Genomic DNA, 23,267 nt, shown 5'->3' with positions numbered 1-23,267 from the left:
CATCACTTGATCTTTTACTTTTACTTACCTAATCTGTGCTCCAACGACGTAATTGACGACGAACACGCATGGATCGGTTCAAGCAGATAGAAACGTTCGCCTCGGTGGCCGCGAAAGGCAGTCTGTCGGCGGCGGCGCAGGCGGAAGGCATCGCGCCGGCGGTCATCGGACGCAGGCTCGACGCGCTCGAAGAGCGGCTCGGCGTGAAGCTGCTCGTGCGCACGACGCGCCGGATCACGCTGACGTTCGAAGGCTCGGCATTCCTCGAGGACTGCCAGCGCATCATCAACGACATGCAGAACGCGGAGGCGAGCGTGTCGGCGGGCGGCGTGAAGGCGAGCGGGCATCTGCGCGTGTCGGCGCCGGCGGGCTTCGGGCGGCGTCACGTCGCGCCGCTGGTGCCGAAATTCACCACGCTGCATCCGGATGTCTCCGTGAGTCTCGATTTGACCGATCGCATGATCGATCTCGTCAACGAAGGTTTCGATTGCGCCGTGCGTCTCGGCGAGCTGCCGGACTCGTCGCTCGTATCGCTCAAGCTCGGGGAAAACCGGCGCGTGTGCGTCGCATCGCCGGAGTATCTGGAAAAGCGCGGCGAGCCCGCCGATCTCGCCGCGCTCGCGCATCACAATTGCCTCGCGCTCGGGGCTTCGGCGAATCAGCAGCGCGGCTGGGTCTTCGAGCAGGACGGCAAGGTCGTGACGATCAAGGTCTCCGGCACCATGGAATGCTCGGACGGCGCCGTGCTGCACGAATGGTGTCTCGAAGGCCGCGGTCTCGCGTGGCGATCCTGGTGGGAAGTCGGCGACGACATCGGCGCGGGGCGCCTGGTGAGCGTGCTCGATGCGTTCGCCGCGCCGCCGATCGGCATTCACGCGGTGTTTCCGCAGCGACGGCACTTGCCGTTGCGTGTGCGGCTTTTCCTCGATCTGCTCAAGCATACGTATAACGCGACGGGCTATTGGGCATGAAAGCAAAACGTTTCGGATTCCTATGCTGGCGCCTTGAACGGCGGAGCCGGCGCGGCGCATCGAAACTTTCTTCGCCTGCGTGGCCGTTACTACAATAGAAGCACGCACCGCACACTTGCGGGGAGGACACCATGTTCAAACACATCCTCGTGCCGACCGACGGCTCGGAGCTATCGCAAAAGGCCATCGACGGCGCGATCGATCTCGCACAATCCGTTGGCGCGCGCATCACGGCTTACGCGTGCCTGCCGCAATATCCGTATTCCCCTTTCGCCGATGTCGCCGTCGAGCCGCCCGACGATTTCCACGCGCGCGCCGAAAACGAAGCGCGCGAACATCTGCGCGCGGTCGAGCGCGCCGCCGAAAGTGCTGGCGTGCCCTGCGCGAGCGTGACGAGCATCGACGCCGCGCCGTACATCGGCATCATCGAGGCTGCCGAGCAGAACGGCTGCGACGTGATCCTAATGGCGTCGCACGGTCGGCGCGGCATCGGCAGCCTCTTGATCGGCAGCGAAACGCAGCGCGTGCTCACGCACACGAAAATTCCGGTGATCGTCTACCGCTGACTTGATCGCTCGTCATCGCTCAAACGAAAGCGCACGCGATGCGCTTTCGTTTGAGCCGCGGCCACGGCGCATCATTGCATGCGCCGTGGCCGCCGCTTCTTTTCACCGCTCTCCCTGATGCGCCTGCTGGAGCCGTATTACGCGACCTTCTTCTCGAAGAACTGCTCGTCTTCAGTCGAGCCGTGCAGGGCGGTCGTCGATGCATCCTTTTCGACCGTCTGCGTCACCGCGTCGAAGTAGCCCGTGCCCACCTCGCGTTGATGCTTGACCGCCGTGAAGCCCTTGTCGGCGGCGGCGAACTCGGCCTGCTGCAACTCGACGAACGCGCTCATCTGCGAGCGGGCGTAGCCGTGCGCGAGGTTGAACATCGAGTAGTTCAGCGCGTGGAAGCCAGCGAGCGTGATGAACTGGAACTTGTAGCCCATCGCGCCCAACTCGCGCTGGAACTTGGCGATGGTCGCGTCGTCCAGATTCTTCTTCCAGTTGAACGACGGCGAGCAGTTGTACGACAGCATCTTGCCCGGGAATTCCTTGTGGATCGCCTCGGCAAACTTCTTCGCGTATTCGAGATCCGGCTTGCCGGTTTCGCACCACACGAGATCGGCATACGGCGCGTAAGCGAGACCGCGCGACACTGCCTGTTCGAGGCCCGGCTTCGTGCGGAAGAAGCCTTCCACGGTGCGCTCGCCGGTGAGGAACGGCTTGTCGTTGTCGTCGATGTCGGAGGTGACGAGATCGGCGGCTTCGGCATCGGTACGGGCGATGAGCAGCGTCGGCACGCCGCACACGTCCGCCGCGAGCCGCGCGGCCGAAAGTTTCGCGACGTTCTCGCGCGTCGGCACGAGTACCTTGCCGCCCATGTGACCGCATTTCTTGACCGACGCCAGCTGGTCTTCGAAGTGAACGCCCGCCGCACCGGCTTCGATCATCGCCTTCATCAGTTCGAACGCGTTGAGCACGCCGCCGAACCCGGCTTCGGCATCGGCGACGATCGGCGCGAAATAGTCGATATAGCCTTCATCGCCCGAATTCTTCCCTTCGGACCATTGAATCTGATCGGCGCGCGTGAGCGTGTTGTTGATGCGCTTCACGACGAGCGGCACCGAATTCGCCGGATACAGCGACTGGTCCGGATACATCTCGCCCGCGACGTTGGCATCGCCCGCCACTTGCCAGCCCGACAGATAGATCGCCTTGAGGCCGGCTTTCACCTGCTGCATCGCCTGATTGCCGGTCAGCGCGCCGAGCGCGTTGACGAACGGCTCTTCGTTGATCGACGTCCACAGGCGTTCGGCGCCGCGCCGTGCGAGCGTGTGCTCCTGCTGCACCGAGCCGCGCAGACGCACGACGTCATCCGCCGAGTAGCCACGCTTGATGCCTTTCCAGCGCGGATCGCTTTCCCATTGCTGCTGGAGTTGCTGAGCTTGTTGTTGACGTGAGGTCATAGCGTTTCTCCTTGAGATTGGACTGAATGACGATTCCTGAACGATGTTCTGGACGACTTGAGCTCCGGTGCGCCGCGTTTGGCTATCTGCGTTTGCTCAACTCTTATATAAGAGTCTAGGCAAAACGCGGCTCGCGAAACACCCCTCTCTGGGAGAAATGCGGATTATTTTATTGCTTTATTTTCAATGATATATGCGCAGTTTATCGTAATGCGGAACGGCTTTTTCTATCTTGCAATGAACACGTTTGTGCCGCGCAGCACATCTTTTGCGACGCAAAAGGCCATTGCGCATGGTGAAATATGGAGGCGGGGCGAAAAAAAACCGATGCGCAAGGCATCGGTTTCTTCCTGCAACGAAGGCGGCGCCCGGAAGCGCGCCTTGCGATAGCCGCTTAGTTGCCGCGGCGCGGTGCGCGCGGGCCATCGTTGCGGCGTGCGCTGTAGCCGTCGCGCGAGCCGAAGCCGCCTTCGCCGCGGTTGCCGCCACGATAACCGCCGTCGCTGTTGCCACCACGATAACCGCCGTCGCTATTGCCACCACGATAACCGCCGTCGCTGTTGCCACCGCGATAGCCGCCTTCGCGCGAACCGGCGTTCGACTTGTTGCCGTAGCCGCCGGCGTTGCCCGGACCATAGCCGCGGCCGCTGCCGCCGCCGTTACCGCTGCCGAAGCGACGGCCGCCGCCATTGCCGCTCGGGCGGCCTCGACCCCCGCCGAAGCCACCCTTGGGCGGCGACTTGCGCGGTTCGAAGCCCACGACGACGTTCACCGGCAGCGGCGAGCGCACGAAGCGTTCGATGCGCTTGAGCGCGCCCATCTCGGCGTAATGCACGAGGCTGACCGCAGTGCCGCTGCGGCCCGCACGGCCGGTGCGGCCGATACGGTGCACATAATCTTCCGCGAACTTCGGCAGGTCGTAGTTGAAGACGTGCGTGATGCCCGGAATGTCGATGCCGCGCGCGGCGACGTCGGTTGCGACCAGCACGCGCACGCGCTTTTCGCGCAGCGCGCGAATGGTGCGGTTACGCGCGCCTTGCGGCAGATCGCCGTGGAGCGCCGCGGATTCGAAGCCCGCGTCGGCGAGACGATTGGCGATGAGATCGGCGTCGCTCTTGGTCGCCGTGAACACGATCGCCTGATCGAGTCCGGCGTCGCGCAGCAGATGATCGAGCAGACGATCCTTGTGATCGCGGTCATCGACGTAATGCACGGTCTGCGCGATGTTGCTCTTCGCTTCGAGCTTCTGGACGATCTCGATGCGCTCCGGATCCTTCAGCAGGCGTCCGGTCAGCGACGTGATCTTGCCGTCGATGGTCGCCGAGAACAGCAGCGTCTGGCGCGACGCGGGCGTGGCGTCGACGATCGTCTCGATGTCTTCGATGAAGCCCATGTCGAGCATGCGGTCGGCTTCGTCGAGCACGAGCATGTTCAGTTCCGACAGATCGATGCGGCCGCGTTCGAGGTGGTCGATCAGACGGCCCGGCGTCGCGACGAGAATCTCGGGATTCTTGGCGAGAAGCATCAACTGCTGGCCGTAAGCAACGCCGCCGAGAATGCTGACCGTGCGCAGACGGCGCAGATGCTTGCCGTACGTGGTCGCGGCGGTGGAAACCTGCATCGCGAGTTCGCGCGTCGGCGTGAGCACGAGCAGCTTCGGGCGCGCGATCGGCTGCGGACGGCGGCCGCGCGGTGCGTTCGGGTCACGCGGCGCGCGCGGCTGCGAGGCTTCGAGCTTTTGCAGTTGCGCGAATTTTTCGATGGCCGGCAACATGAATGCCGCCGTCTTGCCCGAACCGGTCGGGCTGGAGACAAGCAGATCGCGGCCGGCGAGCGCGGCGGGAATCGCGCGCTGCTGCACGGGCGTAGGCGACTGATAGCCCGCGGCGGTCAGCGCGGACACGATATCGGCGGAAAGGCCGAGCGATTCGAAAGTGGGGCCGGCGGGCTTGTCGGCGGGTGCGGGTGCGTCGGTGGCCGGGGTGTCGGCCGTCGGGGTGATACCAATGTTTGCTGCGAGATTGTCCAACGGACTAGCGGTGAAGCTCGAAGTCATGTCGATCCTTGAAACGAGGAATAAGGCGTCGGCGCCAATCGGCATACCCAAGTCGTTGGATTCAGCGAGCGAAGAAACAGCGAGCAAATCGAAAAACGGGGGCGACTCGCGCGAACATACGGCGAGCATCTTTGTTAGAAGCTGTATCGGATACGGCAGGCTCGACCGTTCGATGAGAACGACGGGCGCTGACGTCAGCCTGATGCATGACGGGCCGGGGAACATACTGCGCGCAAGACAACCGCGCAACGGCCTAGCAGGGAGGGGACAGTTTCTAAACTGGATTGGGGCGAAACGCTACGAAGCACCTTGCTGCGTGGAACGTGCTGGTTTTGTCAACCCGCTTGCAACCCGCAGTCGAGCGCTAGCCGCTAGTATATCTGAATTTGCTGCACCGCGCCACATTTTGACGCACGATCGCGCCATCTTCGGGCATCGATCGCGCGATCAGGCTTTCGGCGCTATCAGGCTGCTTCGCCGCGCTTGAGCGATTCGACCAGTTCGACGTAGCGCGCCTTGGCATCGTCGGCGCTCGTGCCTTGCAGCGCGGCCCACGCTTCGTACTTGTATTTGCCGGCGATGTCGGTGAAGCCCGGCTTCTCGCCTTGCACGTCGCCGACGCTCGCCTGCTTGAAAAGCGCGTACAGGCGCAGCAGCGTCAGGTTGCCCGGGCGCTCGGGCAGTTGCGTCACGTCGGACTGGGCCTGGGCGAATTGCTGATCGATGTCGGTCATGCGCGTTCCGTTCGGTTCGAGTTGAGATCGGACGATCTTAGCAAGCGAGCGCACGCGGCCCGTCGAGGCTTTCCTCGAACCGAGGACGTCTTCGGAATGGCTTCGGCGTGCTGCCTGAAGGCCGCCCGGGTCTCGGCGCTTCGCGCCGATCGCGCGAATCCGGCGCATGTCCCGCATTACAATACCGCCTATGACACGCACCGTTTTGCTCGCCCTCGATACGTCGACAGAGTTCTGCTCCGTCGCGCTCCTGCTCGCCGACAGCACTTCTTCCGCCAACGCGTCCGCCGTTCAGTCCGCCAACAATTCCGCTGCCGCGCCGCAATACGCGAGCGGCGACACGCGCGTCTGGTTTCGCCACGAGGCGACCGGCGCGGTGTCGAGCACGCGGCTTTTGCCCGCCGTGCGCGAACTGTTCGACGACGCCGGTCTCGCGCTCGCCGATTGCGCGGGCATCGCGTTCGGTGCCGGCCCCGGCTCGTTCACCGGCTTGCGCACCGCGACGGGCGTCGCGCAAGGGCTGGCGTTCGGGCTGAACGTGCCGGTCGTGCCGGTCAGCACGCTGCTCGCATGCGCGGAAGGCGCACGCATCCACGATCCGTCGATGCCGCCGCGCGTGCTCGCCGCGCTCGATGCACGCATGGACGAGGTCTACTGGGCCGACTTCGAATTCGACGCCGCCGCCGGCGACTGGCGCACGCTGCATCCCGCCGCGCTCGATGCGCCCGGCGCGCTGCCACTGCCGGACGTGCCGTTCGCGCTCGCCGGCAACGCGGCCGCCGCGTTCGGCGAACGCCTGCCGGCGCTGGCCGCCGCCGCGCATGTCGATCGCGAAGCGTTGCCGCACGCGCTGCCGGTCGCGCTCATCGGCTTGCGCGCGTGGCGGGCGGGCCGCACCGTCGCGCCCGAGCACGCGGCGCCGGAATACGTGCGCGACAAGGTGGCTCAGACCACGGCGGAGCGCACGAAGGCGCGCGAGGAGGCGCTTCGGTGAGCGGCGTGTTGCTGGCCGATCGGTATCTGACGCCGATGACCGAAGCCGACCTCGACGAAGTCGCCGCGGTCGAAAAGCTCGCCTACGAATTTCCCTGGAGCCGCGGCAACTTCCAGGACTCACTGCGCAACGGCTACTACGGCGTCTGCTTGCGCCATGTGACCGGCACGCTGATCGGCTATTGCGTGCTGATGCCTGTCGTCGATGAAATGCATCTGCTCAATCTGTGCGTCGCGCCGGCGGCGCAGCGTGCAGGCGCGGGCCTCACGCTGCTGCGCGAAGCCGTGCGCCTCACGCGCGCCGAAAAGCTCGATGGCGTGCTGCTGGAAGTGCGGCCGTCCAATCCGCGCGCGATCCAGCTTTACGAGCGCTTCGGCTTCACGGCAATCGGGCGTCGCAAGAACTATTACCCCGCGCGGCATCGCTCGCGCGAGGACGCAATCGTCATGCGTCTGACGTTCACGAAGGAGAATGCGCATGGCGCTCGATGAATCGCTGATCGAAGAACTGGGCCTCGGGCCGATCTGGGTCCGGCGCGCAGTCGTGCCCGTGGTGCCCGTGGTGCCCGCCGAGGAAACGCGTCAGCCCACCGCGCAAGTCGAGCGAGTCCAGCAAGTCGTCGAAGCAGTAGAAGCTCCGGCGCCCGTCGTGATACGCGAAGCCCCGCAGCCCGAACCCGACGTGCCGCCCCTCGACGCGTACGACGATCTGCCCTGGACCGACGACGCGCCCGTCCACATCGAACCGGCCGAAGCCCCGAGCGACATTCACACGCTCGACTGGGACGCGCTCGCCGCGCGCGTCGCGAATTGCGAACGCTGCCGGCTGTGCGAACGCCGTACGAACACGGTCTTCGGCGTCGGCGATCGCGAAGCCGACTGGATGCTGATCGGTGAAGCGCCGGGCGAGAACGAGGACAAGCAGGGCGAACCCTTCGTCGGCCAGGCGGGCAAGCTGCTCGACAACATGCTCCGCGCGCTCGCGTTGTCGCGCGAGTCGAATGTCTATATCGCGAATGTCATCAAGTGCCGTCCGCCCGGTAACCGCAATCCCGAACTCGATGAAGTCGCGCGCTGCGAGCCGTATCTGCAACGGCAGGTCGAGCTCGTGAAGCCGAAGGTCATCGTCGCGATGGGCCGCTTCGCCGCGCAGAGCCTTCTGAAGAACGAAGCCAGCATCGCGTCGATGCGCGGCCGCGTGCACGAATATCGCGGCGTGCCGGTCATCGTCACGTATCACCCGGCTTATCTCCTGCGCAGCCTGCAGGACAAGGCCAAGGCGTGGGCCGATCTCTGTCTTGCGCGCAGTACCTATCGCGATGCGCTCGCCGCGCTCGGCGTCGAGCAAGGAGCGGAGAAGGGCGGCATCTGATGGCCGCCGGGGCGAGCGAACTCGCGCACCTCGTCGATCGTTTCGGCGATGTCACGGTGCGCGATCTCGCCTGGCTGCTGTTCGCCCCCGATCTGCTGCGCAAGGGCGACGCCGAGCTCGCGCATCCGTTCGCATCGGCGCCGGAGCGCGAAACGACGCTCGCCTGGCTCGACGCGCTCGACGCCGCGCCGCAAGCGCTCCACGATCACGCGCGCAATCCAAAATCCACGCGGCTCGGCATCTATGCCGAAAGCCTACTGCGCTTCTTCCTGGCGAACGGGCCCGCGGCGCGCCTCATTGCGGCGAACGTGCCGTTGCGGTACCAGCGGCGCACCATCGGCGAATGCGATTTCCTGCTCGAAGCGGCGAACGGCGCGCAACTGCACTGGGAACTCGCGGTCAAGTTCTATCTGCATATCGACGGCGAGGATGCGTCCCGCGCGGTGCGGCTGTCGGACTATGTCGGGCCGAATCTGCAGGATCGCTTCGATCTGAAGCACGCCCGTCTCGTCACGCATCAACTCGCGCTGAGTTCGCGCGCCGAGTTCGCCGCGCTCGGCTTCGGCGGGCCGTGGCGCGCGCAGTTGTTCATCAAGGGGCGGCTTTTCTATCACGGTCTGAACGGCGCGCGGATCGAGCCCGCGCCCGAGATCGGCGCGGACCACTTGCGCGGATGGTGGCTGACGGCGTCGGAATGGCGCGAGGCGCGGGCTAATCTACCCGGCGACGATCGCGCGTGGGTCGTGCAGCCGCGCATGGCGTGGCTCGCGTCGCGGCGGCTCGAAGCACATGCTGCGCAGACGCTGGTCGCGGAGTCGGATGCGATGCGCGCGCGTCTGGAAAACACGCTCGCCCCGACGATGATCGCCGCCTACGCGCGCGACGAAGCGGGAAGCTGGATCGAGCAGTCGCGCGGCTTCATCGTTCCGGACGACTGGCCGGCCCGGGCGCGCGCGTTCGCCGCATCGGCGCCCTGACCGGATCGCGAATCACCACCAGCGAAAGAAATGATGCACCGGCCCGACGCCGTGACCGACGTCGAGCCGCGCGCTCGCTTCGATCGCGCCGGTCAGATAGCGCTTCGCGTCGGCGGTCGCGCTCGCAAGGTCGCCGGTTTGCGCAATCAGCGCGGCGATCGCCGACGACAGCGTGCAGCCCGTGCCGTGCGTGTTCTTGAGCGGCACGCGCGCCCCGCCGAGACGCAGCGCGCCGTTCGCTTCGATGAGCCAGTCGGGGCTCTCTTCCGACGCGAGATGGCCGCCTTTCATCAGCACCGCTTGCGCACCGAGCGCGCGCAATGCTTCGCCCTGTCGGACCATCGCGTCTTCGTCGGCGGCGCTCCCGGTGCCGAGCAGCGCCGCCGCTTCGGGCAGATTCGGCGTGACGAGCGTCGCGAGCGGCAGCAGTTCGTCGCGCAGCGCGGCGACGGCTTCCGGCGCGAGCAGCGCGTGATGGCTCTTCGAGATCATCACGGTGTCGAGCACGATGTGCCTGGGCCGATGGCGCTGCAACGCGTCGGCGACCGCGCGCACGATGCCCGCGTTCGCCAGCATGCCGATCTTCACGGCGTCGATGCGAATGTCGTCGAACACGGCGTCGAGTTGCGCGGTAATGAATTCGGGCTCCGGCGCGTGGACGGCGGTGACGCCGCGCGTGTTCTGCGCCGTGAGCGCCGTGATGACGCTCGCGCCGTACGCGCCGAGCGCGGAGAACGCTTTCAGATCGGCCTGGATGCCCGCGCCGCCGCCCGAGTCGGAACCGGCGATCGTGAGTACGTTGTGAATGGGTTTCGTGATTGCCATGAGCTTAGTTGCGAGACTGGGCGATGATCGCCGCAAGCGATGCCGCCGCCGCGCGCGGATCGGCGGCCTTGCAGATCGCGGAGACGACGGCGAGACCGGCCGGTTTCGCGCGCATCACGTCCGCGGCGTTGTGCGCCTGGATGCCGCCGATCGCGACCGTCGGCAGGCGCGCGGCGGCGCAAAGTCCGGCGAGGCCGTCGATGCCGCAGGGCGCCGAGGCGTCGGTCTTGGTCGGCGTCGCGTACACCGGCCCTGCGCCGAGATAATCGATCACGCCCGCGAGTCGTCCGGCGGCGGCGGTTTCATCGGATGTCGATACCGACAGCCCGATCAGCGCATCCGGCCCGAGCAGGCGCCGCGCGACATCGGCGGGCAGATCGCGCTGGCCGATATGCACGCCGTCGGCGCCCACGGCGAGCGCGACATCGACATGATCGTTGATGACGAACGGCACGCCGTGCGCGCGCGTGACCGGCAGCAGTTCGCGCGCGAGGTCGAACCATGCGCGCTTGTGCCACTCAGGCGCGCGCAGTTGCACGATGGTCGCGCCGCCTTCGAGCGCGGCGCGCGCGACGCGGATCGCCGCGTCATGGCCGCCGCACTGCACGGGATCGAGCACGAGATAAAGCGATAGATCGAACGATGCGCGCATGGTCAGTCCGCGACGATATCGCGTTGCACGAGCGTTTTCGCGAACGCTTCGGCGTCGAGCGATGCGAGACGGTCCAGATACGCGACCGCGAAGCTGCCGGGCAGGGCGGCGTCGCGCGCGGCGAGCTCGCCCGCGATCGTCGAACAGGCGATGGCGGCGACCGTCGCGGTCCAGAACTGGTCGCGATCCGACGCCGCCCCTATGAACGCCGCGACCGTCGCCGACAGCGCACAGCCGACGCCCGTCACGCGCGTCATCAAGGGCGAGCCGTTCGAAAGCGCGATCACGCGGCGGCCATCGGTCACGTAATCGGTTTCGCCCGTCACCGCGACGACGGCCTGCGTCTTCAGCGCGAGGACCTGCGCGGCGTCGAGCGCGGCATCGGTGGCGGCGGTGCTGTCGACGCCGCGTGCGCTCGCTGCGCCTCCCGACAAACTGATGATCTCCGACGCGTTGCCGCGGATCGCCGCGGGCTTCGCATCGAGCAGATCGAGCGCGAACTCCGTGCGAAACGCGAGCGGGCCGACCGCGACCGGATCGAGCACCCACGGCTTGCCGGCGGCGTTCGCGGCATCGACGGCGGCGCGGATCGCGCGGCTTTGCGGCACGTCGAGCGTGCCGAGATTGACCGACAGCGCATGGGCCACGCCCGCGAACTCGCCGACTTCCTCGCGCGCGACGACCATCGCGGGCGCGGCGCCGATCGCGAGCAGCACGTTCGCGGTGAAATTGGTGACGACGAGATTCGTGAGGCAATGCACGAGCGGCGCGCGTTCGCGCACGCGGGTCACGAAGGAAAAAAGTTCGGAGGCGGGCATGATGCGAAGGAAGTCAGTGCCGCGCTTCGCCGATCAGCGCAACCGAATCGAACGCGCGCTGATTGGCCTGATGCCGCCGCATCACGAAATACATCATGAGGCACACGAACGAGCCGAACAGCACGATGACGAACTGGATCGGCATGTCGAGCCACACGAGCACGGCGTAGAGGCACAGCATGACGAGCACGGAGAGGTTCTCGTTGAAGTTCTGCACGGCGATCGAATGTCCGGCGGAGAGCAGCACGTGCCCGCGATGCTGCAGCAGCGCGTTCATCGGCACGACGAAAAAGCCCGACAGGCCGCCGACGATCATCAGAAACAGATACGCGACCAGCAGATAGCCGGGGAAATGCATCTTGCCGAAGTAAATGCCCCAATGCGCGGGAAAGAGATGGCGCGTATAGAACGCCATCAGCATGACGGCGAGCCCCATGATGATGCCGACCGGCAGCACGGAGAGCGAGCGCTTGAGCGGCACGCGCGCGGCCGCGAGCACCGCGCCCACCGCGACGCCGACGGCGATCACCGCCTGCAGGATCGCGGCCTGCGACAGCGTCATGCCGAGCGACACTTCGGCCCATTTCAGCACGATGAACTGCAGCGTCGCGCCCGCGCCCCAGAAAAGCGTCGTGACGGCGAGCGAAATCTGGCCGAGCTTGTCGCGCCAAAGCACGAGAAAACAGTCGGCGAAATCGGTGATGAGCTTGAGCGGCCGCGTTTCCTGTTTCGGATAGCGCGCGCCGGTGTCGGGAATGCGCAGGTTGAACATCGCGGCGACCACGTACATCAGCATGATGACGAGCATCGCGGCTTCGGCGGGCGTGTTGATGCGCGGAATATGCAGCGACAGCAGATGACTCGCGATATGCGGACTGATGAGCGCGCCGCCCATCACCGTGCCGAGAATGATCGAGCCGACGGTCGTGCCCTCAATCCAGCCGTTCGCGGCGACGAGCCGGTCGGCGGGCAGAAGTTCGGTGAGAATGCCGTATTTTGCCGGCGAGTAAGCGGCCGCGCCGAAGCCGACGATGCCGTACGCCAGCAACGGATGCGCGCCGAAGAGCATCGTCACGCAGCCGACGACCTTGATCGAATTGGTCACGAACATCACGTGGCCCTTGGGCCGCGAGTCCGCGAAGGCGCCGACGAAAGCCGCGAGAATCACATACGACAGGACGAAGAACAGCTTGAGCAGCGGCGTCATCCAGTTCGGAGCGTGAAGGTCTTTCAGCAGTGCGATGGCAGCGATCAGTAGAGCGTTATCGGCCAGCGACGAGAAAAACTGCGCGGCCATGATGGTGTAAAAACCTTTTTTCATCTGATCCGAAGCTTTCCTCACTGCGGGTGATCCGCCCCGAGCGCCTTTCATGCACTCGGGCTTATGCCTTTCGAAATGGGTTGTGCGCACGGCTTTATAACACGAAAATAGGCGCATTCTGACTAGCAGTGATCTGGATCGCGCGAGAAATGACACGTCCGTGCATGGGTTTCCTCATAAGATACTGATTCGCAAGACGTCCCGGTTGACGCAGCACGACCGCTTCCGCTCGCGTATGCTCGTCATTCAGACCGCACTCACTGCAATTCCACCAAACGCTCATGCCGCGCCCCCTTTCAGCAACGATTCACACCGCCGCGCTCGCCAACAACCTCGCCATTGCACGCAAGTACGCGCCTAAATCCAAGATTTGGGCCGTCGTCAAGGCCAATGCATATGGCCACGGTCTCGCGCGGGCGTTCCCCGGACTGCGCGCGACGGACGGCTTTGGCCTTCTCGACCTCGAAGAAGCCGCGAAGTTGCGTGAATTGGGCTGGGCCGGGCCCATTCTTTTGCTCGAAGGCTTTTTCCGCCCGACCGATATCGACGTGATCGACCGCTATAGCCTCACCACGGCGGTCCACTGCGACGAGCAGTTGCGCATGCTGGAAATGGCGCGGCTGTCGAAACCGGTCAATATCCAGCTCAAGATGAACAGCGGCATGAACCGTCTCGGCTACACGCCCGAGAAGTTCCGCACCGCGTGGGAGCGCGCGCGCGCGGTGCAGGGCGTGGGTCAGATCACGCTCATGACCCATTTTTCCGATGCCGACGGCCCGCGCGGCATCGCGCATCAATTGGAAGCGTTCGAGCGCGGCGCGGAGGGCATCGCGGGCGCGCGCAGCCTCGCGAATTCGGCGGCGGTGCTGTGGCATCCGGGCGCGCACGTCGACTGGGTGCGGCCGGGCATCATGCTGTACGGCGCGTCGCCGTCGGGCGTGACGGCCGATATCGCCGATACCGGCCTCAAACCCGCGATGACGCTCCAGTCCGAACTCATTGCCGTGCAGACGGTCGCGGCCGGCAGCAGCATCGGTTATGGCTCGACCTATACGGCGGGCACGTCGATGCGCATCGGTGTGGTCGCGTGCGGCTATGCGGACGGCTATCCGCGGGTCGCGCCGGAAGGCACGCCCGTCATCGTCGATGGCGTGCGCACGCGGCTCGTCGGCCGCGTGTCGATGGACATGCTGACCGTCGATCTGACACCGTGTCCGCAAGCGGGCATCGGCTCGCGCGTGGAGTTGTGGGGCGCGAATATGCCGATCGACGACGTCGCGAGCTCCGCCGGCACCATCGGCTACGAACTCATGTGCGCGATCGCCCAGCGCGTTCCGGTGCGCGCGGAATGACAAAAAAATACCGAAAAGAAAACAGGCAAGGCTTCGAGTGGCAAAAGTAGCGAAGGCAAAAACGCTGTACGTATGCAGCGAATGCGGCGGGGAATCGCCGAAGTGGACCGGCCAGTGCGCCGCATGCAACGCGTGGAACACGCTGACGGAATCGGTGGCGCAGACGGCGTCGAACCATCGCTTCCAGGCGCTCGCGAAAAGCTCGCCGGTGCGCAAGCTCGCGGAGATCGAGGCGTCGGACGTGCCGCGCTTCACGACGGGCGTCGGCGAATTCGATCGCGTGCTGGGCGGCGGCCTCGTGCCGGGCGGCGTCGTGCTGATCGGCGGCGATCCGGGCATCGGCAAATCGACGCTGCTGTTGCAGTCGCTCGCCGAAATCGCGCGCGACCGGCCCGCACTCTATGTGAGCGGCGAGGAATCCGGCGCGCAGATCGCGCTGCGGGCGCAGCGGCTCGGGCTGATTGGCGGTGCAAGCGCGGCGGGCGATCTCGCGCTGCTCGCGGAAATCCAGCTCGAAAAGATTCAGGCGACGATCGACGAGCAACGGCCCGAAGTCGCCGTCATCGACTCCATTCAGACGATCTACTCCGAAGCGCTGACCTCCGCGCCCGGCTCGGTCGCGCAGGTGCGCGAGTGCGCGGCGCAACTGACGCGCATCGCGAAGCAGACGGGCACGTCCATCATCATGGTCGGCCACGTGACGAAGGAGGGCAGCCTCGCGGGGCCGCGCGTGCTGGAGCATATCGTCGATACCGTGCTGTATTTCGAGGGCGATACGCACTCGTCTTTTCGCCTCGTGCGCGCGTTCAAGAATCGCTTCGGCGCGGTGAACGAACTCGGCGTCTTCGCGATGACGGAAAAGGGCTTGCGCGGTGTCGCCAATCCGTCGGCGCTGTTTCTGTCGCAGCACGAGCAGAGCGTCGCGGGTTCATGCGTGCTCGTGACCCAGGAAGGCTCGCGGCCGCTGCTCGTCGAAGTGCAGGCGCTCGTCGATACCGCGCATGTGCCCAATCCGCGCAGGCTCGCGGTCGGGCTCGAGCAGAACCGGCTTGCGCTGCTTCTGGCGGTGCTGCATCGGCACGCGGGCATCGCGTGTTTCGATCAGGACGTGTTCCTGAACGCGGTCGGCGGCGTAAAGATCACCGAGCCTGCCGCCGACCTCGCCGTGCTGCTCGCGATCCACTCGTCGATGCGCAACAAGCCGCTGCCCAAGGGCCTCATCACGTTCGGCGAAGTGGGCCTTGCGGGCGAAATCCGGCCGTCGCCGCGCGGGCAGGATCGTCTGAAGGAAGCGGCGAAGCTCGGCTTCTCGGTCGCGCTGATTCCGAAGGCGAACGCGCCGAAACAGTCGATCGACGGTCTGAAGGTGATCGCAGTCGACCGCATCGAGGAAGCGATCGACCGGGTTCGCGATCTCGAGTGATTTTGCGGTCGGACCCTTCGTAACGTGGCGTAAAAATCCCGTTGCGCAATGTAACCCAAGCGACGCGCGGTTTTTCTATCCTTACAGGGCTACGGACCCGGCCAACTTTGCAAGGCGCAGTTCAAGAAGCGAAGTGACTGGAAGGATCGAGAGGACCACGCATTGAAACACTCAAATTCAACCCGGCCGAAGCCCGCGTTTCATTTGCGCGGATGCCGTGTTTCCGCGCCGCTGCAGCAGCCTTGGGGCAGCGGCTGCCGGATCGTCGAATGGATCGACGAGCAGGGTCAGATTTCGCGCCGCGTCGTCGCGGCCGATGTCACCGAGGATCAGGTCGTCGCGACCATTCGCGAGCACGTGACGGGACGCAAGCACGTGCTCGTCGATGACGAACGTCAGCCGCGTCAGGTCTTGCCGCGGCGTTAGTCCTGTTTGAAGAGCGGGTGCACCGCGGCTTCGGCGGGCGTGAGCACGGGCGCCACGCAGCAATCGAGCGGCTCCAGCAATGCCATCCATTCGTCGCGCGTGCGCTCGCGGAAAAGCGCGGCAACTTGTGCGGACAACTCCGCCGCGTCCGCTCCGCCGATCGCCTGTCCAAGGCTCCAGTGGCGGGTCGCCCAGTCGGGGCGGCCGAGCGCCTCGCACAAGGTCTGCCAGAACTTCAGTTCCAGCGCGCCGACGGCGATGAAACGGTCGTCGCGCGTGCGATAGACGTCGTAACAGGGCGCGCCGCCGTTGAGCAGTCCCGCGCCGGCGCGCGTCGCGGTCTCGTCGGCATTCGCCAGCGCGACTTGGGCCATCACGTTGTGCGCGTGGATCGCGTGCGTCATCGAGACGTTCAAACAGCGGCCTTCGCCGCCGCGCGCGACATGCCACGCGGCGGCAAGTATTTCCATCACGGCCGAAAGCGCGCCGCCCAGCAGGTCCGCCAGTTGGAAGTTCGGCGCGACCGGCGTGCCGTCGCGCGCGGCGAGTTGATCGAGCACGCCCGCATATGCGACGTAGTTCAGGTCGTGACCGGCCTTGTTCGCGAACGGGCCGTCGCTGCCGAAGCCGGTGATCGCGCAATAGACGAGCTTCGGATTCGCCTCGCGCAACACATCGTAGCCGACACCGAGCCGCGCCATTACCGAAGGCCGAAAGCTCTCGACCAGCACGTCGGCGTCGCGCGCGAGTTCGATCAGCGTCGCGCGACCTTCGTCGGTTTTCAGATCGAGCGTCAGTTGCCGCTTCCCGCGATTGACGATGCGATAGAACGCGCTCGGCGCGTCGCTTTGGCGGTCGGCATCGCTGCGCAGCATCGTGCGCGCATAGTCGCCTTCGCCGGGCGGTTCGACCTTGAGCACGTCGGCGCCAAGTTCCGCGAGCCGCAGCGTGGCGATGGGGCCGGGCAGGAGCCGCGTCAGATCCAGCACGCGCAAGCCGGTGAGGGAAGGCGTCGTCAAGTCGTCGATCTCCGATTCATGAGCCGATTTGTTCCAGTTCCTCGTGCGCTTCGAGCCACTCCATTTCGAGCGTTTCGAGGCGTGCGTTCACCTCGCCCTGACGGCGGATCGTCTCGGTGAGCTTCGCCTTCATCGTGGCCTCGTAACTTGCCGGATCCGCGACGAACGCATCCAGTTCCGCCTTCTCTGCGTTGAGCTGCTCCATCTCTTTCTCGATCTTCGCGATGCGCGACTTGAGCGGCTTCGTCAGATGCGCGAGCTTCTGCCGTTCCTGCGCTTCCTGCCGGCGCTGCTCCTTGCGGTTCGGGCCGCCGTCCTGTGCATCGCCCGACGTTGCGCCGCTCGCTTCCTTCGCCGCCGCGCGGGTTTCGGCGGCGTGTTGCAGGAGCCAGTCGCGATAATCGTCGAGATCGCCGTCGAACGGACTCAGGCGATGCTTCGCGACGAGCATGAACGTGTCGGTCGTCGCGCGCAGCAGATGCCGGTCGTGCGATACGAGGATCAGCGTGCCTTCGAACTGCGCGAGCGCCATGGTCAGCGCGTGGCGCGTTTCGAGGTCGAGGTGGTTGGTCGGCTCGTCGAGCAGCAGCAGATTCGGCTTCTGCCAGATGATGAGCGCGAGCGCGAGCCGCGCCTTCTCGCCACCGGAGAAAGGGGCGATTTTCGCGGTCGCCATGTCGCCGGAAAAATTGAAGCTGCCGAGGAAGTCGCGCAATTCCTGCTCGCGGGTATCGGGCGCGAGGCGCGCGAGATGTTGCAACGGGGAATCGTCCGGGCGCAGCGTCTCGAGCTGATGCTGCGCGAAATAGCCGATCTGCAAACCCTTGCCTTGCCGCACGCCGCCGGACAGCGGTTCGAGCGTCTGAGCGAGCGTCTTGATGAGCGTCGACTTGCCCTGACCGTTAGCGCCCAAAAGACCGATGCGCTGGCCGTTCTGGATCGACAGCGTCACGCCCTCGACGATCGGAATCTCCCCGCCCGCGTCGTCGTGATAGCCGCAGCGCACGCCTTCCATGACCATCATCGGATTGGGCGCGGCGTCGGGCTCGCGGAATTCGAACGTGAAGGGCGAGCTCGCATGCGCTGGCGCGATCAGTTCCATCTTTTCCAGCGCCTTCACGCGGCTTTGCGCCTGCTTCGCCTTGGTTGCCTTGGCCTTGAACCGGTCGATGAAACTCTGCAGATGCGCGACCGTTCTCTGCTGCTTCTCGTACGCGCTCTGTTGCAACGCGATCTGTTGCGCGCGCAGCACTTCGAACTGGCTGTAGTTGCCGCCGTAGCGCTTCACCTGGCGGTTCTCCAGATGCAGCGTGACGTTGCAGACCGAATCGAGGAACTCGCGATCGTGCGAAATGACGACGAGCGTACCCGGATAGCGCCCGAGCCAGTCTTCCAGCCAGACGATGGCGTCGAGGTCCAGGTGGTTGGTCGGTTCGTCGAGCAAGAGCAGGTCGGACGGACACATCAGCGCCTGCGCGAGGTTCAGGCGCATGCGCCAGCCGCCCGAGAAGCTCGAGACCGGCTCGCAGGTCTGCGCGAGCGTGAAGCCCAAGCCGAGCAGCAGCGTCTCGGCGCGCGCGGGCGCCGTGTAGCCGTCGGCGTCGGCGAAGGCGGCGTGGGCTTCGGCTTCGGCTGCGCCGTCATGCGCGGCGGATGCCTTCGCGATGCGCGCTTCGATCGCGCGCAAGTGCGTGTCGCCGTCGAGCGTGTAATCGAGCGCGCTGCGATCCACCGCCGGCGTTTCCTGCGCGACGTGCGCGATGCGCCACGACGGCGGCATCGAGAAATCGCCGCCGTCCGCGTGCAGCTCGCCGCGCAACACGGAGAAAAGCGTCGATTTGCCCGCGCCGTTCGCGCCGACGAGACCGGCCTTCTCGCCCGGATTGAGCGTGAAGCTCGTGTCTTCGAAAAGCGGCTTCGTGCCGCGGGACAGGCTGAACTGGTTGAAGCGGATCACGTCGGAATGGCGGCGAAAGGGCGCGGCTTGGAAGGAAAGCGCTATTTTAGACCGGACCGGTTGCGAGACAGGGATCGTCCGTTCGGCTAATGGCGGCCGCGCGCGCGGCGGGTTAGCATCGCGACACTTCCATCGAATTTATCCGGAGCACGCCATGAGCGCAGCCAGCGAAGACATCTACGGCTTCTCGGCCGAAACACTCGACGGCGCGACCGTCAGCCTCGACACGTACCGCGACAAGGTGCTGCTCATCGTGAATACGGCGAGCGAATGCGGTTTCACGCCGCAATACAAGGGTTTGCAGGACGTCTATCAGCAGTACGCACCGCGCGGCTTCGAAGTGCTCGGCTTTCCGTGCAACCAGTTCGGCAAGCAGGAACCCGGCGACGCACAGCAGATCGGCGCGTTCTGCGAGAAGAACTTCGGCGTCACGTTTCCGATGTTCGCGAAGATCGAGGTGAACGGCGCGAACGCGCATCCGCTCTACAAGTATCTGAAGGACAAGGAGCCGGGACTGCTCGGCATCGAAGCAATCAAGTGGAATTTCACGAAGTTTCTCGTCGATCGCAGCGGCAGGGTCATCAAACGCTATGCGCCGCAGACGAAGCCGGAATCGATCACCGGCGACATCGAAAAGCTGCTCTGAGCCCGCTCACAGAATGGGCGAGAACAGCCGCGCAACGTGCATCGCCATGCGCCGCCAGAACGCCTTGCCGCGATAATCGTCAGCGTCGATCTCGAAGGCATGCGCGAAGTCGGCGAGCAACATCGCTTCAACTTCGCCCGCGAACGCGCGATCGACGGTCAGCACCGTGATCTCGAAGTTCAGGCGAAAGGAGCGGTTATCCAGATTCGCGCTGCCGATCGACGCGGCGATATCGTCGACGAGCACGACCTTCTGATGCAGAAATCCAGGCCGGTAGCGGAAGATGCGCACGCCCGCCTGCACCAGATCGTATGCATACAGGCGCGAGGCCGCGAACACCACGCGATGATCGCGCCGGCTCGGAATCAGGATGCGCACGTCCACGCCGCGCATCACGGCGAGCCTGAGCGCGGAGAACACGGCTTCGTCGGGAATCAGATACGGCGACGTGATCCAGATGCGCTCGCGCGCCGCGTTGATCGCCTCGACGAAAAAGAGCGAGCAGGTTTCCTGCTTGTCCGCCGGGCCGCTCGACAGCACCATGCAGTGCATGTTCTCGCCGGAGGCGGGCGCAGGACCGAGCTCGGGCAGGCGTTGCGTCGCCCAGTACCAGTCTTCGGTGAAGACGAACTGGATGCTCGCAACAGCCGGGCCGCGCACTTCGATATGCGTGTCGCGCCACGGTGAAAGCCGCGGATTGCCGCCGAGATATTCGACGCCCACGTTATGCCCGCCGACGAACGCGCGCTTGCCGTCCACCACGACGATCTTCCGATGATTGCGGAAGTTGATCTGGAACCGGTGCACGAACTTGCGCGTGGCCGCGAACGGATGCGCCTCGACGCCGCCCGCGCGCAACGCATTCACGTAGCGATGCGGCAGGTCGAAGCTGCCGATGCTGTCGTAGAGAAAGTACACGCGCACGCCCGCCTGGGCTTTTCTGATGAGCGCGTCCTTGAGCATGTCGCCGAGCGCATCGGCGCGCACGATGAAGAACTGCACGACCACATAGCGTTCGGCGGCGGCGATCGCTTCGAGAATCGCGGCGAACGTGGCGTCGCCGTTGATGAGCACGCGCGCCGAGTTGCCGCGCAGAAACGGCATGCCGGAAAGACGCTGCAGCGTGCGGATCGTCGGATTGCCGAGATAGGCGGCCGGTCCCGGTGCGATTTCGCCGCGCGCGCCGGTGGAGTCGATGAGCGGCGCGCCTTCGGGCGCATCGCTGCGGGCGCCCGAATCCCATTCGGCGGGCTTCGAACGGCTGCGCAGGATGTCGAGCTCCAGCCGCCGCTCGTCGATATAACCGGCGAACTTGCTGCGGCCGAGGAAGAGATAGGGGATTAGCGTGAAATAGGGCATCGCGACGAGCGACACCGCCCACGCCACCGCGCCTTGCGACGTGCGTGTGTTGATGACGGCATGGATCGCGGCGATCACGCCGAGCACGTGCGCGGCCATCACGAGCGTGCCGAGGTGTAGCCAGTCGGAGGCTTGCATAGACGCGGGACGGAGCGAGGCTGGGCTATTGGCGATTCGCCATATTACCCAACCCGTCCGCGCGATGTGTTAGCGATCGTTGCAGCCTTCGCGCCGCGGCAACGATCGCTCGTCCAAACGCAGTGGATCAGGCGGGCAGATCGGCGGCCTGGATCAGGAAGACGTTGTCGTCGCCGGCGCTTGTCGAGAGCCACACGAGATCGAGCCCGCCGAGCGCGGCTTCCACGTTCGGCCGCTCGTTGCCGATTTCGACCACGAGCACGCCGTCCTCCGTCAGCCACTTGCCCGCATCGCGCACGATACGCCGCACCACGTCCATGCCGTCCGCGCCGCCGGCGAGCGCGAGTTCGGGCTCGTGCCTGTACTCTTCGGGCAGCGCCTGCATGGCGTGCGCGTTGACGTAAGGCGGGTTCGTGATGATGACTTCGTAGCGCGCCTGCGGCAGCGGCGCATAGAGGTCGCCTTCGTACAGGTTCACGCGCTCTTCGAGAGCGTAATCGTCGACATTCCGGCGCGCGACCGCGAGCGCATCGGCGGAAATATCGACGGCATCGACATCGGCGTTTTCGAAGGCCTGCGCCGCGAGGATCGCGAGGCAGCCCGAGCCGGTGCATAGTTCGAGTACGCGCGTAACCTGATCCGGATCGGCGACGTAGGGCTGCAAGCCATCCTGCAGCAATTCGCCGATGAACGAGCGCGGCACGATCACGCGCTCGTCCACGTAGAAACGGCGGCCGTGCATCCACGCTTCCTGCGTGATGTACGCGGCGGGAACTCGCTCCGTCGCGCGGCGCTCGATCACTTTCATGACGGCGTCGATTTCATGGTCGAGCAGGCGCGCATCGAGAAACGGATCGAGCGTGTCGAGCGGCAGATGCAGCGTGTGCAGGATCAGATACGCGGCTTCGTCGTAGGCATTGGACGAGCCGTGGCCGAACGACAAGCCCGCTTCGGTGAAGCGCGAAACGCCGAAACGCAGCAGGTCGCGCACGGTGGTGAAGGGCAGCGCCATCGAAGGCTCCTTTTTATTGTGAAATTTGAATCAGGCGATCAGTGCTTCGAGCACGCGCCTGTAGACGTTCTTCAGCGGCTCGATGAAACGCACTTCGACATGCTCGTCGATCTTGTGAATGGTGCCGTTCGGCGGGCCGAACTCGACGACCTGATCGCAGATGTGCGCGATGAAACGTCCATCGGATGTGCCGCCCGTGGTAGACAGCTCGGTGCGCACGCCGGTTTCATCGAGAATGGCGTGTGCCAGCGCATCCGAGAGCGCGCCGCGCGGCGTGAGAAACGGCAGCCCGCTCACGATCCACTGCAGATCGTAGTCGAGGCTGTGTCTGTCGAGAATCGCATGAACGCGGCTTTGCAGGCTTTCGACCGTGCTCGCCGTCGAGAAGCGGAAGTTGAACATCAGGTCGGCGTGGCCGGGAATGATGTTGGTCGCGCCCGTGCCCGAATGCAGGTTGGACACCTGCCAGGTCGTCGGCGGGAAATATTCGTTGCCGTCGTCCCATTTTTCGGCGACGAGATCGGCAAGCGCGGGCGCGAGCAGATGCACCGGATTCTTCGCGAGATGCGGATACGCGATATGCCCCTGCACGCCCTTGACGACGAGCTTGCCCGTCATCGAACCGCGACGGCCATTCTTGACCATGTCGCCGAGCGTCGCGTTCGAAGTGGGTTCGCCGACGATGCAGTAGTCGAGCCGCGTGCCGCGCGCCTGCAATGCCTCGACGACCTTGATCGTGCCGTCGGTCGCGGGGCCTTCTTCGTCGCTCGTGATGAGCAGCGCGAGCGTGCCGCGATGCTCCGGGCACTTCGCGACGAATTCCTCGCTCGACACGACGAACGCCGCGAGCGACGCCTTCATGTCCGCCGCGCCGCGCCCGTAGAGCTTGCCGTCGCGATGCGTCGGCGTGAACGGCGGCGAGATCCATTGTTCGAGCGGGCCGGTCGGCACGACGTCGGTATGGCCGGCGAACGCGAGCAGTTTGCCGTTCGCATCCGTGCCGCGCTTGACGGCCCACAGATTCGTGACGCCGCCCGATTGGAAAGTTTCGCATTCGAAGCCGACGGCCGCGAGCCGCTCGATCATGAGCGATTGGCAAGCCTTGTCGTCGGGCGTGACGGATGCGCGTTCGATCAGCGCTTCGGTGAGAGAGAGGGTGCCGGACATGGTCGTGTCGAATCGATGCGATAAAAAAATGCCGGCGC

At 65.3% G+C, this 23,267-nt stretch carries 22 protein-coding genes; 10 read left to right on the top strand and 12 right to left on the bottom strand.

All coding sequences use genetic code 11. The annotated features are described in order from the left end of the window. Window positions 1-68: 68 nt before the first annotated feature. Window positions 69-971, top strand: coding sequence for a LysR family transcriptional regulator (locus AWB77_RS11825; RefSeq protein WP_061134620.1), 903 nt, complete (start codon window positions 69-71; stop codon window positions 969-971). 131 nt (window positions 972-1,102) lie between these two features. After that, window positions 1,103-1,537 (top strand): universal stress protein, encoded by a 435-nt coding sequence (locus AWB77_RS11820; protein WP_061134619.1) that lies wholly within the window; start codon window positions 1,103-1,105, stop codon window positions 1,535-1,537. Window positions 1,538-1,674: 137 nt separating this feature from the next. Here AWB77_RS11820 and aceA read toward each other — a convergent pair whose 3' ends face one another. The 3 genes from aceA to AWB77_RS11800 form a co-directional block, all read right to left on the bottom strand. Continuing rightward, window positions 1,675-2,982: an isocitrate lyase gene (gene aceA / locus AWB77_RS11815; RefSeq protein WP_061134618.1), complete on the bottom strand. Its 1,308-nt coding sequence runs from the start codon at window positions 2,980-2,982 to the stop codon at window positions 1,675-1,677. Between the two features lie 394 nt (window positions 2,983-3,376). Then, window positions 3,377-5,038 (bottom strand): DEAD/DEAH box helicase, encoded by a 1,662-nt coding sequence (locus AWB77_RS11805; protein ID WP_061134806.1) that lies wholly within the window; start codon window positions 5,036-5,038, stop codon window positions 3,377-3,379. Between the two features lie 464 nt (window positions 5,039-5,502). Further along, window positions 5,503-5,772, bottom strand: coding sequence for an acyl-CoA-binding protein (locus AWB77_RS11800; protein WP_061134805.1), 270 nt, complete (start codon window positions 5,770-5,772; stop codon window positions 5,503-5,505). A 190-nt stretch (window positions 5,773-5,962) separates the two neighbouring features. Here AWB77_RS11800 and tsaB point away from each other — a divergent pair, with 190 nt between their 5' ends. From tsaB to AWB77_RS11780, 4 genes are read left to right on the top strand one after another with little or no spacing between them, the layout of a single operon-like run. Next, window positions 5,963-6,766, top strand: a complete 804-nt coding sequence (gene tsaB, locus AWB77_RS11795; protein WP_061134616.1) for a tRNA (adenosine(37)-N6)-threonylcarbamoyltransferase complex dimerization subunit type 1 TsaB — start codon at window positions 5,963-5,965, stop codon at window positions 6,764-6,766. Continuing rightward, complete coding sequence (gene rimI / locus AWB77_RS11790; protein ID WP_061134615.1) at window positions 6,763-7,257, top strand: ribosomal protein S18-alanine N-acetyltransferase; 495 nt, start codon at window positions 6,763-6,765, stop codon at window positions 7,255-7,257. Before tsaB ends, rimI begins: the two co-directional genes overlap by 4 nt. After that, window positions 7,244-8,137, top strand: coding sequence for a uracil-DNA glycosylase (locus AWB77_RS11785; protein WP_061134804.1), 894 nt, complete (start codon window positions 7,244-7,246; stop codon window positions 8,135-8,137). The genes rimI and AWB77_RS11785 overlap by 14 nt, the downstream gene beginning before the upstream one ends. Further along, complete coding sequence (locus tag AWB77_RS11780; protein ID WP_061134614.1) at window positions 8,137-9,114, top strand: DUF1853 family protein; 978 nt, start codon at window positions 8,137-8,139, stop codon at window positions 9,112-9,114. The genes AWB77_RS11785 and AWB77_RS11780 overlap by 1 nt, the downstream gene beginning before the upstream one ends. Before the next feature lie 12 nt (window positions 9,115-9,126). On the opposite strand, the gene thiD is transcribed toward AWB77_RS11780, so the two are convergent. From thiD to lplT, 4 genes are read right to left on the bottom strand one after another with little or no spacing between them, the layout of a single operon-like run. After that, window positions 9,127-9,933, bottom strand: coding sequence for a bifunctional hydroxymethylpyrimidine kinase/phosphomethylpyrimidine kinase (thiD, locus tag AWB77_RS11775; RefSeq protein ID WP_061134803.1), 807 nt, complete (start codon window positions 9,931-9,933; stop codon window positions 9,127-9,129). A gap of 10 nt (window positions 9,934-9,943) precedes the next feature. After that, window positions 9,944-10,591 (bottom strand): thiamine phosphate synthase, encoded by a 648-nt coding sequence (gene thiE, locus AWB77_RS11770; protein WP_061134613.1) that lies wholly within the window; start codon window positions 10,589-10,591, stop codon window positions 9,944-9,946. Window positions 10,592-10,593: 2 nt separating this feature from the next. Next, complete coding sequence (gene thiM / locus AWB77_RS11765; RefSeq protein ID WP_061134612.1) at window positions 10,594-11,409, bottom strand: hydroxyethylthiazole kinase; 816 nt, start codon at window positions 11,407-11,409, stop codon at window positions 10,594-10,596. Between the two features lie 13 nt (window positions 11,410-11,422). Further along, on the bottom strand, window positions 11,423-12,730 hold the full coding sequence (lplT, locus tag AWB77_RS11760; RefSeq protein ID WP_061134611.1) for a lysophospholipid transporter LplT: 1,308 nt from the start codon (window positions 12,728-12,730) through the stop codon (window positions 11,423-11,425). 281 nt (window positions 12,731-13,011) lie between these two features. Here lplT and alr point away from each other — a divergent pair, with 281 nt between their 5' ends. From alr to AWB77_RS11745, 3 genes are all read left to right on the top strand, one after another. Further along, window positions 13,012-14,082, top strand: coding sequence for an alanine racemase (alr, locus tag AWB77_RS11755; RefSeq protein WP_061134610.1), 1,071 nt, complete (start codon window positions 13,012-13,014; stop codon window positions 14,080-14,082). A gap of 37 nt (window positions 14,083-14,119) precedes the next feature. Next, on the top strand, window positions 14,120-15,505 hold the full coding sequence (gene radA, locus AWB77_RS11750) for a DNA repair protein RadA (RefSeq protein ID WP_061134609.1): 1,386 nt from the start codon (window positions 14,120-14,122) through the stop codon (window positions 15,503-15,505). A gap of 162 nt (window positions 15,506-15,667) precedes the next feature. Continuing rightward, window positions 15,668-15,931: a DUF2866 domain-containing protein gene (locus AWB77_RS11745; RefSeq protein ID WP_061134608.1), complete on the top strand. Its 264-nt coding sequence runs from the start codon at window positions 15,668-15,670 to the stop codon at window positions 15,929-15,931. On the opposite strand, the gene AWB77_RS11740 is transcribed toward AWB77_RS11745, so the two are convergent. After that, entirely contained in the window at window positions 15,928-16,950 is a 1,023-nt protein-coding gene (locus tag AWB77_RS11740) for a CaiB/BaiF CoA transferase family protein (protein WP_061134607.1), read from the bottom strand. The two genes, AWB77_RS11745 and AWB77_RS11740, sit on opposite strands and share 4 nt — an antisense overlap. A 16-nt stretch (window positions 16,951-16,966) precedes the next feature. Further along, on the bottom strand, window positions 16,967-18,907 hold the full coding sequence (locus AWB77_RS11735) for an ATP-binding cassette domain-containing protein (protein WP_061134606.1): 1,941 nt from the start codon (window positions 18,905-18,907) through the stop codon (window positions 16,967-16,969). Between the two features lie 154 nt (window positions 18,908-19,061). On the opposite strand from AWB77_RS11735, the gene AWB77_RS11730 reads away from it, so the two are divergent. Next, a complete protein-coding gene (locus tag AWB77_RS11730; protein ID WP_061134605.1) occupies window positions 19,062-19,553 on the top strand; it encodes a glutathione peroxidase in 492 nt (163 codons plus the stop codon). A gap of 6 nt (window positions 19,554-19,559) precedes the next feature. Here the strand turns inward: AWB77_RS11730 and cls are convergent, their stop codons facing one another. The 3 genes from cls to dapE all read right to left on the bottom strand — a co-directional run bounded on the left by cls (window position 19,560) and on the right by dapE (window position 23,229). After that, window positions 19,560-21,050, bottom strand: coding sequence for a cardiolipin synthase (gene cls, locus AWB77_RS11725; RefSeq protein WP_061134604.1), 1,491 nt, complete (start codon window positions 21,048-21,050; stop codon window positions 19,560-19,562). 127 nt (window positions 21,051-21,177) lie between these two features. Further along, on the bottom strand, window positions 21,178-22,062 hold the full coding sequence (gene prmB / locus AWB77_RS11720) for a 50S ribosomal protein L3 N(5)-glutamine methyltransferase (protein ID WP_061134603.1): 885 nt from the start codon (window positions 22,060-22,062) through the stop codon (window positions 21,178-21,180). A gap of 30 nt (window positions 22,063-22,092) precedes the next feature. Further along, the gene (gene dapE / locus AWB77_RS11715; protein WP_061134602.1) at window positions 22,093-23,229 is read right to left on the bottom strand and encodes a succinyl-diaminopimelate desuccinylase; all 1,137 of its coding nucleotides are present in this window, start codon (window positions 23,227-23,229) and stop codon (window positions 22,093-22,095) included. Between the last annotated feature and the right edge of the window lie 38 nt (window positions 23,230-23,267).

It is taken from the genome of Caballeronia fortuita (assembly GCF_001544835.2).
Taxonomy (GTDB): domain Bacteria; phylum Pseudomonadota; class Gammaproteobacteria; order Burkholderiales; family Burkholderiaceae; genus Caballeronia; species Caballeronia fortuita.
Note: the sequence above shows the minus strand (reverse complement) of the source record. Positions and strands in the feature narration are given on the sequence as shown.

Excerpts from the sequence above, each read along its gene's own strand:
- AWB77_RS11825 (WP_061134620.1), top strand. The coding sequence starts at position 69 with ATGGATCGGTTCAAGCAGATAGAAACGTTCGCCTCGGTGGCCGCGAAA.
- AWB77_RS11820 (WP_061134619.1), top strand. The coding sequence starts at position 1,103 with ATGTTCAAACACATCCTCGTGCCGACCGACGGCTCGGAGCTATCGCAA.
- aceA (WP_061134618.1), bottom strand. The coding sequence starts at position 2,982 with ATGACCTCACGTCAACAACAAGCTCAGCAACTCCAGCAGCAATGGGAA.
- AWB77_RS11805 (WP_061134806.1), bottom strand. The coding sequence starts at position 5,038 with ATGACTTCGAGCTTCACCGCTAGTCCGTTGGACAATCTCGCAGCAAAC.
- AWB77_RS11800 (WP_061134805.1), bottom strand. The coding sequence starts at position 5,772 with ATGACCGACATCGATCAGCAATTCGCCCAGGCCCAGTCCGACGTGACG.
- tsaB (WP_061134616.1), top strand. The coding sequence starts at position 5,963 with ATGACACGCACCGTTTTGCTCGCCCTCGATACGTCGACAGAGTTCTGC.
- AWB77_RS11785 (WP_061134804.1), top strand. The coding sequence starts at position 7,244 with ATGGCGCTCGATGAATCGCTGATCGAAGAACTGGGCCTCGGGCCGATC.
- AWB77_RS11780 (WP_061134614.1), top strand. The coding sequence starts at position 8,137 with ATGGCCGCCGGGGCGAGCGAACTCGCGCACCTCGTCGATCGTTTCGGC.
- thiE (WP_061134613.1), bottom strand. The coding sequence starts at position 10,591 with ATGCGCGCATCGTTCGATCTATCGCTTTATCTCGTGCTCGATCCCGTG.
- thiM (WP_061134612.1), bottom strand. The coding sequence starts at position 11,409 with ATGCCCGCCTCCGAACTTTTTTCCTTCGTGACCCGCGTGCGCGAACGC.
- lplT (WP_061134611.1), bottom strand. The coding sequence starts at position 12,730 with ATGAAAAAAGGTTTTTACACCATCATGGCCGCGCAGTTTTTCTCGTCG.
- alr (WP_061134610.1), top strand. The coding sequence starts at position 13,012 with ATGCCGCGCCCCCTTTCAGCAACGATTCACACCGCCGCGCTCGCCAAC.
- AWB77_RS11730 (WP_061134605.1), top strand. The coding sequence starts at position 19,062 with ATGAGCGCAGCCAGCGAAGACATCTACGGCTTCTCGGCCGAAACACTC.
- cls (WP_061134604.1), bottom strand. The coding sequence starts at position 21,050 with ATGCAAGCCTCCGACTGGCTACACCTCGGCACGCTCGTGATGGCCGCG.
- prmB (WP_061134603.1), bottom strand. The coding sequence starts at position 22,062 with ATGGCGCTGCCCTTCACCACCGTGCGCGACCTGCTGCGTTTCGGCGTT.
- dapE (WP_061134602.1), bottom strand. The coding sequence starts at position 23,229 with ATGTCCGGCACCCTCTCTCTCACCGAAGCGCTGATCGAACGCGCATCC.